This window comes from Kordia antarctica (assembly GCF_009901525.1).
GTDB classification, from domain to species: domain Bacteria; phylum Bacteroidota; class Bacteroidia; order Flavobacteriales; family Flavobacteriaceae; genus Kordia; species Kordia antarctica.
This window is the reverse complement of record NZ_CP019288.1, coordinates 3,832,925-3,848,992: the sequence shown is the minus strand read 5'-3', so window position 1 is coordinate 3,848,992 and position 16,068 is coordinate 3,832,925. Positions and strand designations below refer to the sequence as shown.

The window sequence follows — 16,068 nt, the reverse complement described above, 5'->3', positions numbered from 1 at the left end:
GTTTCTTGCAGATTGTAATAAATTTACAATCTGAGAATGAAATTTGTTATTTAATGGTTTATTATTCATAATTATCCTAAAAAGTCTTGTATGCTTTTTTTTATTCGTTCATAGTCTAAAATGAATTGCCCATTTAGCCTTTCATTTTTTTCAAAAGGATTTACATCAGATAAAATTACGATTTTATCAGTTGCAGTTGCTTATTTTTCATAAACATTGTTATAGGTATTATTTATTCCGTTTTGGTATGCTGTGGCTTCAATAATTCATAACGAAAAAATCTACTATACTAAGGAAAAAAAATAAACTTCAAAGCAACTATAATAACTCAATATTACACCAAATTAATCCCTCCTAAAGCTCCTCAATAGTTTCACGAATTGCCATATATATTTTTTGCAATTGCGCGTCAGTTGTAATGTATGGCGCTAAAATATAAATAGTATTTCCAAGCGGACGTAAACAAACACCTTTGCTCATAAATGAATTGAATAGTTTGTCGCGCAGGTTTCCGTAACGTTCCATTTCAATGTTTAAATCGAGTGCAAAAATTTGTCCTTGTTGTCGAGTTGCTAATACTTTTGGATGCTTTTTTATGGTTTGATTAAATGCTTGATGTGACGCTTCAATTCGTTTTAAATTTGCTTGTATTTCATCGGATTGCAACAAGTCAATTCCCGCAATAGCGGCACTACATGCAACAGGATTTCCAGAATAGGTATGTCCGTGAAAGAAGCCTTTTTTCATCTCATCAGCATAGAAAGCATCATATATTTTTTGACTGCAACTCGTAATTGCCATCGCAACCATTCCAGCAGATAATGCTTTGGATAGGCAAATAATATCTGGTTTTGTTTCTATATATTCGGAAGCAAAGTTTTTGCCCGTTTTCCCAAAACCTGTCATTACTTCATCTGCAATAGTGACAACATTATGTTCTTGTGCAATTTTTAAAATTTCATTAAGATGTTCCGCTTTGTGCATTTGCATTGCCGCCGCGCCTTGCACCAAAGGTTCATAAATAAACGCTGCAACTTTATGTTCGGTAATAAGCTTTATAAATAAAGTTTTTACTTCGTCTAAGTTTTCTCCGTTTGGCACGGGAATTCTAGAGACATCTATAAAAAATTCTTCAAAAGGTCCGTTATAAATTGATAATCCTGAAACTGACATCGCGCCAAATGTATCTCCGTGAAAACCATTTTCTAGCGCAATAATTTTAGTTCTTTTTTCATTTTGATTGAAATGATATTGCAACGCCATTTTTATTGCAACATCAATTGCTGTAGAACCATTGTCTGAAAAGAATAGCTTTTCTTGATTTTCAGGTAAAATATTGATGAGCTTTTCCGAAAGTTCAATTGCTGGTTTATGCGTGAATCCTGTGAAAACTACATGATCTAAAGTTTCCATTTGTTCGCGTACTTTTTGAATGATGTACGGATTGCAATGTCCATAAACGCACGTATACCAAGAAGCAATTCCGTCAATGTATTCGTTGCCATTTTCATCATATAAAACTGCTCCTTTCGCTTTAGTAATCGCAATGTGATTTGGATGCGATTTGTGTTGCGTAAGCGGATGCCAAAGGTGTTTTTTATCTCTTTCTTGTAAACTCATTATAATTTTTCTTTGAATAATTCCGCGTATTCGCGAATTACATTTTGGTCAAAATATGGTTCTTCTTCAATACGTCCAATAACAGGAACTTCGGTCATTTTTTTGATGATAGCTTCTGTCGTAACGTGTTCTTTCCCACTGAAAATAATAGACACTTTAAAGCCTTTTTGCTTCAGTAAATTCACCGTCAATAATGTATGATTGATACTTCCCAAATAGTGGCGCGAAACTACAATTACATGATAATCAGGCTTTATAATATCCAAAACAGTTTCTGTATCATTTAACGGAACTAAGATTCCGCCTGCGCCTTCAATGACTAAATGATTGTTCGTTTTTGGTGCTGTGATATTTTTTACATCAATTGTTACCTTGTCAATTTCCGCGGAAGCGTGCGGACTCATTGGCGTATGAAGCGCATAACTATTGCTATGAATTTTTGTTTTTTTATTTGAGATGAGTTTCTCAATTTTATGACTGTCGGAGTTTTCTAATTCTCCCGCTTGTACAGGTTTCCAATAATCGGCTTGTAATGCTTCTACCAAAATGGCTGAAACTATTGTTTTTCCAACTTCTGTAGAAATTCCTGTGACAAATATTTTTTTTTGCATTCGTTAAATTTACTTTTTTTAACCTGTTGTGCATTTTGATAAAATTCGTCAATTCGAGTGAATTTTACGATTGAAAATGAGTAAAATTTGTATCGAGCATAGTAATTTTTTACACTAAACAGGTTCTCGATACGATTTTTCGTATCTCTAAATCACTCGAACTGACGTTTCATTATACTTTTGAATTCAAAGTGTACAACGGGTTTTTTAATATGATTTTATTTCTGTTTCAAAATACCTTTGGAAAAGAAAAAAATCACCTTTCTCTTTCTGCATGTTGCTCAATTACTTTTTAAAAATTTCAGCACAGTTGGAACACATATATCTACTTGCTTCAAAGAACGGAAATAACATGTATAGTAAACTTTTTTTAGGTGGCGCAATCAACACTCTATCGCTTTCACAATTAGGGCAAATAATTCGGTTTCGGTTTCTGTCAACTTCATATTCACGCAATTCATTATACAACGCAATTGCTTGTTTTCTATCTTTTGCATGTACTTGCAATTTTACGCCACCAATTGCATGACTTACTAACGGATCAACATCTAAAGTATGTTCATCTTTTAAAAATACTTCAATGCCTTCCGACATAAATTTTCCTTTCATTACTTGCGCTTCCGCAGTGTATTCAAAAGATGCAATTGTATAAAATTCGTTGTTCATAGTTAGTTTTTTTAGCCTTTTTAACTTGAGTTTGACGTAAATATTATTCCAATGAAATATTAATTAAACTTAATGTACTATTTACAATATCCTGAAAATTACCTTTTTATTTTCGTTTTCTTTGCTCGCACAAAGAATACTGAATCAAGTTCAGCACAGGCATCAACAAAAGAAAGTGCGCTTTTCCAGAGGTATTTTTAGTTTTTCTTTTATTGAAAAACTAAAACCGCATAAATTTTTCTAAATTTTTTCCAAGGCTTCAAAAATTCTTAACGAAAAATCCCTGCTATACTGCGGAAAAGTGAAAAACACTCTTGACATTTATATCGAACTCACTTTTTTTAGTGTGCTAATGACTTCTTTTATTTCTGTCTCCGTATTATATGAGTGTAGACAGAAACGTAATCGTTCTTTTCCTTTTGGAACTGTTGGCGACAGAATAGGTTTTACTTCAAATCCTTTTGTTTGAAGCTGTTTTGCAACATTTTTTACATTATTATTTCCTGAAATGATACAACAATGAATCGCTGCATTTCCAAAGATAAAATCTAATGTTTTTGTTTCTTGATGAAAGATTTTAATGTTTTTCCGTAAAGTATGTATTGCTTTTGTTTCCGCCAATTCTTCATACGCAATTTTGATCGTTGCAATTGCATGAGGCGACAATCCTGTGGTATAAATGAAACTTCGTGCAAAGTTGATCAAATAAGTTTTTAAGGTTTCACTTCCTAGAATCACAGCTCCATGACAACCTAACGCTTTTCCAAACGTGTAGATTCTGGCAAATACTTCCGTTTCTAGGTTCAATTCTTGCAATAATCCTTCTCCGGAAGGACCAAAAACACCAATTGCATGTGCTTCATCTACAATTAGATAGAGATTGTTATTGTTGCAAAGTTGTATCAATTCTGCCAAATTAGGCGAATCTCCATCCATGGAAAATACAGATTCCGTAACTACGTATATTTCTCGTTGATTGCTTTTAGTTTGTTGAATTTTTTTAAGCTTTTTCTGTAAATCTTCTAGATTGTTATGCTTGAATTTGTACGCTTTTGCATTGCTCATATTTATTCCATCACGAATGGAAGCATGAATATATTCGTCATAAAATATGATATCTCCACGTTGTGGAACCGCCGAAAAGAAGCCAATATTCGCATCATAACCTGAGTTGAATATGATTGCCGCTTCACTGTTGTGGAATTTACAAATGTGTGTTTCTACTTCTTGATATAGTTCGTGATTTCCAGAAAGTAATCGTGAACCTGTTGCGCCATTTTGTTGCAAATTACGATCAATAAGTAGTTGATGTGTTTTGTTGAATATGGTTTGTGAAGTTGCAAAACCTAAGTAATCATTCGAAGAAAAATCTACTGTTTTCGTGGTTACAGGAAGCGTTCGCAAGACATTGTTTTGAATGCGATCTTGAATTTTTGCTTGAATTTTTTTTGGCATTTTCATAGATCAATCCATTTTGAATCGTTGGCAACTGTTGCATCCAATAAATCTATTTGTAATGTTGTTGCTAGTTTTTTTCCAACGTTCATTGCTTCATCTTCATCAAACATTTCATATATTTTGAAATGCTTATTCCCAAGATGCCATAAGTTAACTTCATAAAGACCTTCTTCTTTTTTGAATACAGAAATGTATTCCAATAAAGGCATTTCTTTCCATTTTCCTAGCCTGAATATTAAATATGCACTTTCATGTTTGTACATTTTTTTTTTGAAATCGAAATAATAGGTTTGAATTAATGAGAAGTAAAATGCGCCTGATAATGCAAATGCGCCAATATCTATGTAATCCAGTTGTCGTACAGCATACTCCGAGTTTAAAGAAAATTCAAAATTAAAAAAGAAAAATATAACACAAAAAACAGCTACTGTATAAAAAAATGCAGCCATGATATTATGCCAAAACGGTCTGTTTCCTTGTGAGATTATGACTTCCTCTTTTTTCATGTTACGAAAATACTGATTATTCTACGGAAAGTGAGGGAGAAATTGTGGAGATGTGACAGTTATTCTATCGTAATTTTTTCGCCTAAGAATTTTGGTTGTTTTCCAAAAACAAGATCCATACACATGGCAACTCGCGCAAGCATTTCTCGCACTTTTACTTTCATTCCACTACGTCCGCCAACATCTTTAGCGTTGAAACCGATTGCTTTGATGCCTTTTGCATGCGCAATTGTAATGGCTCTTTCGTTGTGAAATTTTTGAGATATAACAGTAAAGCTTTCTAGTTGAAATATTTCTTTGCTTCGAATGACAGAATCTAAGGTTCGGAAACCTGCATAGTCAAGAAAGATACGATTTTCAGGAATGCCTGCCGCAACTAAATCTTCTTTGAACGTTGTTGGCTCATCGTAGTATTCACTTCCATTATCGCCACTTACCAATATGTATTTTATTTTCCCAGATTTGTAAAGTTCTACAGCCGCATCAATCCTGTATTTATAAAATAAGTTGATGTTTCCACCTTTAACATATTTGGAAGTTCCGAGTAATAGTCCAACTCTGTTTGATGGAATTTTAGTTACATCCTCAAACATTTTTTCACCAGATATGACTTCAACATAAATATTACAGCTAAGAATTCCAAGAATGAAGATTCCAATTAATATTGCGATACGTTTTAACCATTTTTTCATCAATACAAAAATACTTTTTTTATATTAAAAAACCCTTTCAAGACGAAAGGGTTTTCACAAGTGTGTGTTCGTTATTTTTAAATAGTATTGATATACTTGATTAACTTTTTCAAGCTTTCTTCTTTGTTGAGTTTGATTCGATTGTCCTTGATAAACGCACTAATCAATTCTGATTTGTCTGGAAAAAGTGCTAAGAATTCTTTTTTCTTTTTTGGAATTTTTATAGCATGTCCGTTATGTGCTTTTTCAATGTAGAATTCGCACCTCATTTTTTTAAACTCCGTTGTTACTGAAGATGCTGTGCTTCCGTAAGTAGCTCTTTTTTTCTGCACTAATTTTTTACATTCTTTTCGGTATAATGAAATGTTGTCATCATCTTCAAGATTGATGTAATATCCTAAATCATTTTCTTTTTCGCTGTCAATTTTTTCTAGGACTCTGTAGGTAACATTGTTAGAATGCTGATTGATTTCATAACTCTTCTTTTTAGAGATTACTAATATTTCAGCTTCTCCTCCTTTTACTTCCATTTCGTCCGTTAAGGCATTGTAACGTACAAGATATACTTTGTCAACAGACGTAATTTTCGCCGTTGCAAATGCTTCTTGCGTATACGGAGTTCCAATAGTATTTGGTCCGTACACAACTGCTTGGTTTCTTACAACAACTGAACTGAGTGAGTTATCAAAGTCCATGGAGGCTTTTGAGGCAAGTTTTACAGCTCCTTGTGGTGGTGCTAATCCGTAACTTCCGCCAGCGCATTGCGCAACGCCTTCTAAGCTTAGTAATAAACAGAATACCAATAGATATCCAAGGTTTTTTAATTTGTTTTTGGTGTGAATTGTTTTCATAATTTAATCTGTTTTTGGTTTTAATGTATCTTAAAGTTACGAAAAAATGTGAGCAATCGAAGTTAGATTCTTTGTTTTTTATAAAATAACATATTGATTCTGTTGATTTTACACCATAAAAAAAGCACCAAACTAAGTTTGATGCTTTTTACTATTGTTGATTTTATGTTTGTCTAAAGCGAATTTACATAACTAATTAACTTTTTCAAATCTTCTTCTTTTGTGACTTTTATTTTGTTCTTTTTGATATATTTTTCCACCAAGTCTTCTTTTCCCGGAAACATCTTTATGACATCTTTTTTCTTTCTAGGAAATTCAATTGCATTTCCACTTTTGTTTAATTCAATATAAAACTCACTTTTTTGCTTTTTGAATTTTGCAGAGCTTGCGTTTAAATTTCCGCCATAAGCAGCCTTTTTCACTTCCACGAATTTTTTTCTATCTTTTCTATATAAAGCTACATTGGTTCCTTCCGTTAACGCTACATAGTATCCTAGTTTTTCATCTTTTTTGTTCTCAGCACATTCTAGAATTTTATAGGTAATACTTCCTTTATTTTGCTTGATGACATAGTTTCTGTTATTCTTATTCATGATTAAAGTATCACTGCTTTGAATTACTTCCATATCATCTAATGCTGCATTATAACGTACTAAGTACACTTTATTCATTGGAGAAATATTCGCTGAGTTGAATTCCTCGTCATAGTAAGGTGTTCCTTCTACATTTGCTTTATAGATAGCTGCAAAGTTTTTTTGCATTTGAGATTGCAATGTCAAATTATCGTGAAACATGGAAGCTTGTGCTGCTTGCCTTGCAGTTTGTGAAAATCCTGCTGTGCTGAATAATATGATTGCACAAGTAGCAACTAGTTGTTTGATAGATAGTTTCATAACTTTTATATTTTATGTGTGAATTTACGAATTGAATAAGGTTTGTTCCAAATTAATGATATTTTTTAACTAAACATCAAATATCAGTCCAATTTAATAGAATGCGTTAATTTTGAGTAGTATCATAAAAAAAAGCACCAAACTGTATAGTTTGATGCTTTTGTATCTGTAGCTTAAGATTTGTAATTAATCTGCAAGCACTATAATTTTGTTATCTTTCATTTCAACGGTTCCAGAGTTGATTGGTAAAGTTAAAACTTTATCATCATCAATGTGAGGAACAATTTCCGCGTGTAATTCATCAAATACTAAATGAGTTTTAGTGTGTGTATGAATTTTTACTACACCTTTTTTTAATAAAGATACAATAGGCGCGTGATTGTTTAACATTTGAAATTCGCCATTAATTCCTGGTACCGTTACAGAATCTACTTCTGAACTGAATAACGTTGCTTCTGGTGATACAATTTCTAAATACATCTTTTAAATTTTATTTAAAAGCTTCCGAGAAATCGGAAGTCTCTTTTTTTATTAAACAGATACTGAAATAAATTCAGTATTGCATCGGCTTACGCCTCAGCAAGCATTTTCTCTCCAGATTCGATTGCGTCTTCGATAGTTCCTTTTAGGTTAAAAGCAGCTTCTGGTAAGTGATCTAATTCTCCATCCATAATCATGTTGAATCCTTTGATCGTTTCCTTAATGTCTACTAATACTCCTTTAAGTCCTGTAAATTGCTCTGCTACGTGGAAAGGCTGAGATAAGAAACGTTGTACACGTCTTGCTCTACCAACTGCCATTTTATCTTCTTCAGATAATTCCTCCATACCTAGAATAGCAATAATATCTTGTAATTCTTTGTAACGTTGTAATAACTCTTTTACACGTTGCGCACAGTCATAATGCTCATCTCCTAAAATGTCTGCTGTTAAGATTCTTGAGGTAGAATCTAATGGATCTACCGCTGGGTAAATACCAAGTTCTGCAATTTTACGAGATAATACTGTTGTTGCATCTAAATGGGCAAACGTTGTTGCTGGTGCTGGATCCGTTAAATCATCCGCTGGTACGTAAACCGCTTGTACAGATGTAATAGATCCTTTTTTTGTTGATGTAATACGTTCCTGCATTGCTCCCATTTCGGTTGCTAATGTTGGTTGGTATCCTACCGCAGATGGCATACGTCCAAGAAGTGCTGATACTTCAGAACCTGCTTGTGTGAAACGGAAGATGTTATCTACGAAGAAAAGTACATCTTTTCCTTGTCCGTCTCCTGCTCCATCACGGAAATATTCTGCAATTGTAAGTCCTGATAATGCAACACGTGCACGTGCTCCAGGTGGCTCATTCATTTGTCCGAATACGAAAGTTGCTTTCGATTCTTTCATGATGTTTTTATCTACTTTAGATAAATCCCATCCACCTTCTTCCATTGAGTGCATAAAATCGTCACCATACTTGATAATTCCCGATTCTAACATCTCACGTAAAAGGTCATTTCCTTCACGTGTTCTTTCTCCTACTCCTGCGAATACTGAAAGTCCACCGTGACCTTTTGCTATATTGTTAATCAATTCCTGAATTAATACTGTTTTACCTACTCCGGCTCCACCAAATAATCCAATTTTACCTCCTTTTGCGTACGGCTCAATTAAATCAATTACTTTAATTCCTGTAAATAAAACTTCTGTGGAAGTTGATAAGTCTTCAAATCTTGGTGCTTCTCTGTGGATTGATAAACCATCAGCGCCTGTTTTAGGTAAATTCCCTAATCCATCGATGGCATCTCCGATAACGTTAAATAATCGTCCGTATACATCGTCGCCAATAGGCATTTTTATTGGATTTCCAGTAGTAACAGCATCTGTTCCTCTACTTAGTCCATCTGTTGAATCCATAGAAATTGTACGCACCGTATTTTCACCAACGTGTGATTGTACTTCTAGTACTAATAGTGTACCATCAGCTTTGGTTATTTCTAATGAATCGTAAATTCTTGGAAGTTCGTTCCCAGCGCTGAATTCTACATCAACAACAGGACCTATAATTTGTGCAACTTTACCTGTAACTTTTGACATTACTTAAGTGTTTAATGTTTAGGTTATTAAATACTGAAAAATGGTTTCCTTATTTTATGCTAAAATATGACCTTTTTTCGCCGTGCAAAGATATATTTTATTACTTAAAATAAGTAATATTATTGTTATGATTTTTAAAATTTATATAAAAACCTTGATTTTTCGTAGTCTTATTTAATTTTACAAAATCTATTTCATAAAAAAAGCATACAGATTTGTATGCTTTTTTATGAGTTTATGTGTTTTTTTCTATTGATTGATTGTCCAAGAGATATAATATTGAGAACCAACTGTTCCTACTCCTGGCGCACTTACGTACTCGTGTCCTAATAAGTTAGCAGCACCTAGTTTGAAAGTCGATTTTTTACAACTGTAATTTATTTGCAGGTCAATTAATGAACGTGCGCTTACAGTTCCGTCAGCAAATGTAGATTCCCAAAGGAAAGCATCATTCCAACGATAGTTGATATTGAAACCAAAGTTTTCAAAAAGATTTCTGTTTCCAAAAGATGCTTTTACTTTATGTTCTGGTGTGTTGAAGTTTGTTTCAAAATCTGGATCGCTTGCTTGATCAAAGTCAAGTTTTGCATATGTGTAATTCACTCCAAAATCAAAATCTCCAAATACTTTCGTGTTTACACCAATTGCAAGTCCATAAGAATTAATATCAGCTTGTGAGTTAGAGTACAATTGGAAAGGCGTAAAGTCACCATTTGCAGCTGCAATTAACGCATTTGGTGTTGGCGCGCCACCAACTGGTGTTAAATCAGTAATATCTGAAAAGTCTACATTACCATAGTTAGGCACAATTACCGTTCTGTTTGCAATGAAATCTTTGTATGCATTATAGTATGCACTAACATCTACTGAAATGCCATCATATACAATTCCACGATATCCAACTTCAAAAGCAGATACTTGTTCAGGCTTTACAAAATCAAACCTTGCTTGTTCCAATAATCCTGGGTTTGGCGCTCCTGCTGCTGCACTTGCTCCAAATGCTCGGAATGATGCGAGCGTAAATGAATTGTTATACGCGTCATTTCCAGAAAGTGTTACTATTCTGTCCAATCCGAATGCTTCTAATCCTGCTGGAAAGTTATTTGTGATTGGTCTTGTTCTATAACGGTCTAAGTTATCAGGAGCCGATCCTACTAAGATAGCATTTCCAACATCTAAACCAATGTATTGATCTTGAGTTGTTGGATTACGAAATCCTGTTTGGAAAGAAGCTCTAAAGTTGTGTTTTTTGTCTTCATCCGGAGAAAATACTAATGATATTCTAGGAGAAACGTTTCCGTCAAAGTTTTGTGCTTTGTCATAACGAATAGATCCTGTAAATTTCATTTTATCTTCCATGAACTTTTTCTGAACTTGTACATACGCACCATATTCGTCATATTTGATTGGTCCGTCGTAATCTGTAAAGATGGTTCCTTCAGAGTTTAATACATATTGACGATACGATCCACCAACTTGAATGTCTGCAACATCTATTAATTCAGAGAAGTTATAGTTTATATCGGAATGATATAATTTTGTATTGTCAATGAATTTTGCTCCTGTTAGTAAATCTCCATCAGCAGTTACGGTATCTAATGCTCCTTTGAAGCTAGCCGTTCCTGGCTCAAAACGTCCTGTATCTGCCAAACCTCTTGCAAAAGCATGCGCTACACTTGGATCACCTGGCGTTACTCCAGGAATTGCTCCTGTAATAGCTCCTAAATATCCTGTTGCATATTGAGTAAACCATTGTTGATCTGATTTCCATCTTCTGTTTACATTAATTGCTGCAAAACGTGTATCATATGAATCACCTGCTTTTTCCGCAGTTACGTATCCTCTAATGAAGAAATTTTTATTGCGAATTTCTAATTTATGCTGTTGCATGAAGAAATTCTTAATGGAATATCTGTTTGCTCCTTGATAGATGGTGTTTCCTCTACCAATTTTAGAGTTCCAAATTATAGTGAAGTCATCTGCAAATGGCTTGTAATGCAATGCGATGTCAGCTTTTACACTTTCTGCTTCATAATTCATTAAATCACGTTCTTCGTATCCTGTTCTTGATACAGCAGATGAACCAAATGTTCCTGCTGGTGCCATTGCCAAGGCGTCAAAGTTTAGTGTTGTAGAAACTTCATCTCCATATATATTTAATCCGTTGTAATTTGGGTCAGACGCTCTAGTTCCGGAAATAGCATCTCCCGTAGAACCATTATAGTTTGTATAATCAGTTGCATACCATTCTGTTCCGTTTAAGAAAGAGAAAGATGCTTTTACAGCGAACTTATCACTAAATGCGTGTGCAGCTCTTAAGCCGAAATCTAAAAAGTTATTATCACCTGCATTTTCAGAAGAAGTTATTCCTGTTTTAGCATAGAAGCTGATTCCTTGTTTTTTGAATGGATCTTTACTTCGCATAAACATAATTCCGTTAAAAGCGTTTGCTCCGTATAGTGCTGAAGATGCTCCTGGAAGTAATTCTACCGTTGATACATCTAATTCAGACATTCCTAATAGGTTTCCTAAAGCAAAGTTTAAAGCTGGTGAAGAGTTGTCCATTCCATCTACCAATTGCATAAATCGAGTGTTAGCAAATGTGGCAAAACCTCTTGTGTTAACTGATTTGAATGTTAAACTGCTTGTGTTTACATCAACACCTTTTAAGTTTTCTAGTGCATCGTAGTACGATGGAGCGGAAGAATTTTTAATATCTCTAGCATCCATTCGCTCAACAGTTACTGGAGATTCCCGAATTCTTTCAGGTGTTCTAGAGGCTGATAATACGATTTCATCTAGTTCGTTTCCTTCTTTTAGAACAATTGTAACATCTTGATTGTTGGCAGTAATATCTACTGTTGTTGATTCAAATCCAATGCTACTTGCTTGGATTTTAAAAGGTGGTTGTTGTGTTACTTTTAAGGTAAATTTCCCGTCAAAGTCAGAAACAGCTCCGGTAGAAGATCCTACTACGACTATATTCACACCAGGAATAGGATTGTTACCTTCGTCAACAACTGTTCCGCTAACATCGGTTTGTGCAAACGTACCTGCACAAACCAACATAGCAAAGATTGATAATAAGGTTCTCATAAGTTTATTGGTTTAGTTATTTATGAGAACAATATACACTTTTTTGTGATATCTGTAAAAAAAGTGTGTGTATTTTAAAGTTATTCTACTGTAACCGATTTTGCCAAGTTCCTTGGTTGATCCACATTACAGTCGCGCATCACTGCAATATGATACGACAATAGTTGTAACGGAATGGTTGTTAATAAAGGAGTTAACAGCTCTAACGTATCAGGAATTTCAATGACATAATCAGCTATTTTCCTGATTGTTTTGTCACCTTGCATGACTACAGCAATGATTTTTCCTTTTCTAGATTTTATTTCTTGAATGTTACTTACTACTTTATCATAGTGTCCTTTTCGAGTAGCAATTACCACAACTGGCATTTGCTCATCGATTAATGCAATAGGTCCGTGCTTCATTTCTGCCGCTGGATATCCTTCTGCATGGATATATGAAATTTCTTTTAACTTTAATGCGCCTTCTAATGCAACTGGGAAGTTATAACCTCTACCCAAGTATAGAAAGTTTGTAGCATCTTTATAAATATTAGCAATCGTTTTTACGTGATTGTCAGATTGTAAAGTTTTTTCAACTTTAGCAGGAATCGCGTCCATTTCTGATAAGTACGCGTGAAATTCAGATGTAGAAATCGTTCCTTTTTTCTGCGCAAGTTTTAAAGCGATCAACGTTAACACGGTAATTTGCGTTGTGAAAGCTTTTGTGGAAGCAACTCCAATTTCTGGACCTGCATGTGTGTATGCACCAGCATGTGTTTCTCTTGAAATTGATGATCCAACTACATTACATACTCCAAATACAAAAGCTCCTTTGCTTTTTGCTAGCTTAATAGCTGCCATCGTATCGGCTGTTTCTCCAGATTGAGAAATTGCAATAACTACATCATTTGCAGTGATAACAGGGTTTCTGTATCTAAATTCAGAAGCATATTCAACCTCAACAGGTATTCTAACTAAGTTTTCAAATACATATTCAGCCACTAATCCTGCATGCCATGATGTACCACAGGCAACAATTATAATTCTGTTTGCATTTAGAAATTTTTCAATGTTATCATCAACTCCAGCCATTCTAATGATGCCGTCATTTGCTAACATTCTTCCTCTAAACGTGTCCAAAATTGCTCTTGGCTGCTCGTATATTTCTTTCAACATAAAGTGATCGTAACCACCTTTTTCTATCTCTTCTAAGTTTAATTGTAATTCTTGAACGTACGGATCAACTAATGAATCATCTTTAATTTTACGAACTTTTATTTTTTTCCCTCTACGTACAATTGCCATTTCTTCATCTTCTAAATAAATAGCATTGTTTGTATATTCAATGAAAGGAGATGCATCTGAAGCAATGAAAAATTCATCTTCTCCAACTCCAATAACTAAAGGACTTCCTAAACGTGCTACTACAATTTCGTCTGGCTTTTTTTTGTCAAAAACCGCAATTGCATATGCTCCAACAACTTGATTTAAAGCAATTTGAACCGCTTTTCCAAGTTTTACATTTTCATTCTTTTTTACATCTTCAATTAAGTTTACCAAAACTTCTGTGTCTGTATCTGAATGAAATACATATCCTCTTTTGATTAGTTCTTGTCTTAACGGATCATAGTTTTCAATAATTCCGTTGTGAATAATTACCAATTCACCTGAGTTAGAATAATGTGGATGAGAGTTTACATCATTTGGTTCTCCGTGTGTTGCCCAACGTGTGTGGCCAATTGCCAAAGTTCCATCAACAGTGATTTCCTCTTTTACTCGATTTTCTAAATCGACAACTTTTCCTTTTGTTTTGGATAGTTTGATGTTTTTACCATCGTATATAGCAATACCTGCACTATCATATCCTCTATACTCAAGTCTTTTCAGACCTTTTAGCACTACAGGATATGCTTCTCTATGACCTATGTAACCTACGATTCCGCACATAATTTTTTCTTAATTAATGATATTAATTGCTTCCTGGGATTGAATAAAATATTTCTAGCTTCAGTCGTTTGTCTTCAGGTGTAGCTGGTGTACTTCCGTGTAATACAGTACCAAACGGATTCATGATTGAAACAGTGGGAACAAAGTCCAATTCTGAACTTCCTGTTTGTGTTTGTCCGCTTGAAATGATACGTATGTCAGAAGAAGATACTAATCCAAGAACAACGTTAGTTGAATCTTTTCGGATAACGTTATTAATATGTTCTGTTAATCTAATTTTATATTGAGTTGCAATTCCTGCATCATCACGTTCTAAAATTCCTCCATGTACAGCTTTTGATAACGAAAGTGACGTTGGATTTACAGTTTGATCTACGATGTAATCCTGTAATGGAATTGCATCATCCATGTTGTATAAGTAAATACGTTGTGGATCTTGAGCGGCATCAACCTGAATTGCATTGTTTACATAGAATACTAAGTTTGCATCATTGATAATCCAACCGTTTTCTCTAATTTCTTCTAATTGATCTGCAACACCATTTCCATCCGTGTCTGGCCCAAAAAGTTCAATGGTAGACATAGAACCTTCTCCTCCTTTTAGAAATAAATTGTCAGTAGTCGCTACATTTTGACCAAAAGTTGGTGTGGAGAATGTATTTACAATGTTGGCAGATGATAAACTCAATAAGAATTTAGCTTTTTCTAGCTCCGTTGTATCATCTGAAGCATCCGTATTTCCTTGTGTATTTACTTTATTATATGTGTAATTTATTTCAATATTAGCATTCTGAAAGTCTAACAACATTAAAGCTTCTGCATCATCGGCAGTAATATGCAAACCTCTAAATAAATCTTCTGCTCTAAAAACGTTGTTGTTTGAAAGTTTTATGCTTCCTTCATTATTAATAATTCGTTGTTGAAAGAAAACTGAGTTTAGCTTCACACGAATTCTTGGTGATAATGTCTCTTCAATTATTTGTACTCCTGCATCATCATTTACGGGTTGCCCACTAGCGTCAACTTCTCCAACTTCAATTTCTGCTGTATTAATTACATATGCAGCATCTTCAAAAAGTGTTTCATTAGTTAAACCAGCATAATCTTCATCAGAAAAATATGCTTGCGGATCTCCGTTAGGATCAACACTTCTTAAGAAATAGGTAAGCTCTTTCACACTTAATGTAAATGGCGTATCTATGTTTCCATATAATGAATCTACTTCAACAACAGTTTCACCAGCATCATCCACTGAACTTGAGCTAAAAAACGGGATATTTAACCAAACTTCGGTTACCATTTCTTCTTCTTCGAAATCTGTTAAATCTGCATCTTCTTCTGCTTGACTAAAGTCTCCGAATTCAGGATTTTCTGTTCCTGTTATTAAGCTTGCCTGAACCGTAAGGCTTGAAAATGTAGTTCCAAAAACTGGATCATCATTTTTTCCTAGTTGATATACTGGCAATCCGTTCGTTTGCACTGGATTCAATCGCTTGTTTGAAGCGTTCACTATTGTTTCCGCAAATAAGTCAGTAGAGAAATTATTATTTTCAATAATTTCGTCTCCAACCGTACTAAATTCATCATCACAAGCAACAAAGCCTAGCACTATTAAAAGCACTACTGAAGCACCTGTGAGTGTCTTCTTAAATCTGTTCATAAGTGTAAT

Annotated in this window: 13 protein-coding genes; all 13 read right to left on the bottom strand. The window is 34.2% G+C overall.

The window, feature by feature from the left end; translation table 11 throughout:
* Positions 1 to 354: 354 nt before the first annotated feature.
* The 13 genes from bioA to IMCC3317_RS15895 all read right to left on the bottom strand — a co-directional run bounded on the left by bioA (position 355) and on the right by IMCC3317_RS15895 (position 16,059).
* Positions 355 to 1,620: an adenosylmethionine--8-amino-7-oxononanoate transaminase gene (bioA, locus tag IMCC3317_RS15955; RefSeq protein WP_160130490.1), complete on the bottom strand. Its 1,266-nt coding sequence runs from the start codon at positions 1,618 to 1,620 to the stop codon at positions 355 to 357.
* Positions 1,620 to 2,231 (bottom strand): dethiobiotin synthase, encoded by a 612-nt coding sequence (gene bioD, locus IMCC3317_RS15950; protein ID WP_160130489.1) that lies wholly within the window; start codon positions 2,229 to 2,231, stop codon positions 1,620 to 1,622. The genes bioA and bioD overlap by 1 nt, the downstream gene beginning before the upstream one ends.
* 285 nt (positions 2,232 to 2,516) lie before the next feature.
* On the bottom strand, positions 2,517 to 2,897 hold the full coding sequence (locus IMCC3317_RS15945; protein ID WP_160130488.1) for a DUF2007 domain-containing protein: 381 nt from the start codon (positions 2,895 to 2,897) through the stop codon (positions 2,517 to 2,519).
* A gap of 321 nt (positions 2,898 to 3,218) precedes the next feature.
* On the bottom strand, positions 3,219 to 4,358 hold the full coding sequence (locus tag IMCC3317_RS15940; RefSeq protein WP_160130487.1) for an aminotransferase class I/II-fold pyridoxal phosphate-dependent enzyme: 1,140 nt from the start codon (positions 4,356 to 4,358) through the stop codon (positions 3,219 to 3,221).
* A complete protein-coding gene (locus tag IMCC3317_RS15935; protein ID WP_160130486.1) occupies positions 4,355 to 4,861 on the bottom strand; it encodes a hypothetical protein in 507 nt (168 codons plus the stop codon). Before IMCC3317_RS15935 ends, IMCC3317_RS15940 begins: the two co-directional genes overlap by 4 nt.
* Positions 4,862 to 4,920: 59 nt before the next feature.
* On the bottom strand, positions 4,921 to 5,553 hold the full coding sequence (locus IMCC3317_RS15930; protein WP_160130485.1) for a SanA/YdcF family protein: 633 nt from the start codon (positions 5,551 to 5,553) through the stop codon (positions 4,921 to 4,923).
* Positions 5,554 to 5,630: 77 nt separating this feature from the next.
* Positions 5,631 to 6,404 carry a hypothetical protein gene (locus tag IMCC3317_RS15925; protein WP_160130484.1) on the bottom strand — a complete coding sequence of 258 codons (774 nt, stop codon included), beginning with the start codon at positions 6,402 to 6,404 and terminating at the stop codon, positions 5,631 to 5,633.
* Between the two features lie 173 nt (positions 6,405 to 6,577).
* On the bottom strand, positions 6,578 to 7,297 hold the full coding sequence (locus tag IMCC3317_RS15920) for a hypothetical protein (RefSeq protein ID WP_160130483.1): 720 nt from the start codon (positions 7,295 to 7,297) through the stop codon (positions 6,578 to 6,580).
* 186 nt (positions 7,298 to 7,483) lie between these two features.
* The gene (locus tag IMCC3317_RS15915) at positions 7,484 to 7,777 is read right to left on the bottom strand and encodes a F0F1 ATP synthase subunit epsilon (RefSeq protein WP_160130482.1); all 294 of its coding nucleotides are present in this window, start codon (positions 7,775 to 7,777) and stop codon (positions 7,484 to 7,486) included.
* Positions 7,778 to 7,866: 89 nt separating this feature from the next.
* Entirely contained in the window at positions 7,867 to 9,375 is a 1,509-nt protein-coding gene (gene atpD, locus IMCC3317_RS15910; protein WP_160130481.1) for a F0F1 ATP synthase subunit beta, read from the bottom strand.
* A 249-nt stretch (positions 9,376 to 9,624) separates the two neighbouring features.
* On the bottom strand, positions 9,625 to 12,471 hold the full coding sequence (locus IMCC3317_RS15905; RefSeq protein WP_160130480.1) for a TonB-dependent receptor: 2,847 nt from the start codon (positions 12,469 to 12,471) through the stop codon (positions 9,625 to 9,627).
* Positions 12,472 to 12,551: 80 nt separating this feature from the next.
* Positions 12,552 to 14,399, bottom strand: a complete 1,848-nt coding sequence (gene glmS, locus IMCC3317_RS15900; RefSeq protein ID WP_160130479.1) for a glutamine--fructose-6-phosphate transaminase (isomerizing) — start codon at positions 14,397 to 14,399, stop codon at positions 12,552 to 12,554.
* Between the two features lie 22 nt (positions 14,400 to 14,421).
* Entirely contained in the window at positions 14,422 to 16,059 is a 1,638-nt protein-coding gene (locus tag IMCC3317_RS15895; RefSeq protein WP_160130478.1) for a DUF4270 domain-containing protein, read from the bottom strand.
* Positions 16,060 to 16,068 lie beyond the last annotated feature (9 nt).

Coding starts and splice junctions, on each gene's coding strand:
- bioA (WP_160130490.1), bottom strand. CDS start 1,620: ATGAGTTTACAAGAAAGAGATAAAAAACACCTTTGGCATCCGCTTACG.
- bioD (WP_160130489.1), bottom strand. CDS start 2,231: ATGCAAAAAAAAATATTTGTCACAGGAATTTCTACAGAAGTTGGAAAA.
- IMCC3317_RS15945 (WP_160130488.1), bottom strand. CDS start 2,897: ATGAACAACGAATTTTATACAATTGCATCTTTTGAATACACTGCGGAA.
- IMCC3317_RS15940 (WP_160130487.1), bottom strand. CDS start 4,358: ATGAAAATGCCAAAAAAAATTCAAGCAAAAATTCAAGATCGCATTCAA.
- IMCC3317_RS15935 (WP_160130486.1), bottom strand. CDS start 4,861: ATGAAAAAAGAGGAAGTCATAATCTCACAAGGAAACAGACCGTTTTGG.
- IMCC3317_RS15930 (WP_160130485.1), bottom strand. CDS start 5,553: ATGAAAAAATGGTTAAAACGTATCGCAATATTAATTGGAATCTTCATT.
- IMCC3317_RS15925 (WP_160130484.1), bottom strand. CDS start 6,404: ATGAAAACAATTCACACCAAAAACAAATTAAAAAACCTTGGATATCTA.
- IMCC3317_RS15920 (WP_160130483.1), bottom strand. CDS start 7,297: ATGAAACTATCTATCAAACAACTAGTTGCTACTTGTGCAATCATATTA.
- IMCC3317_RS15915 (WP_160130482.1), bottom strand. CDS start 7,777: ATGTATTTAGAAATTGTATCACCAGAAGCAACGTTATTCAGTTCAGAA.
- atpD (WP_160130481.1), bottom strand. CDS start 9,375: ATGTCAAAAGTTACAGGTAAAGTTGCACAAATTATAGGTCCTGTTGTT.
- IMCC3317_RS15905 (WP_160130480.1), bottom strand. CDS start 12,471: ATGAGAACCTTATTATCAATCTTTGCTATGTTGGTTTGTGCAGGTACG.
- glmS (WP_160130479.1), bottom strand. CDS start 14,399: ATGTGCGGAATCGTAGGTTACATAGGTCATAGAGAAGCATATCCTGTA.
- IMCC3317_RS15895 (WP_160130478.1), bottom strand. CDS start 16,059: ATGAACAGATTTAAGAAGACACTCACAGGTGCTTCAGTAGTGCTTTTA.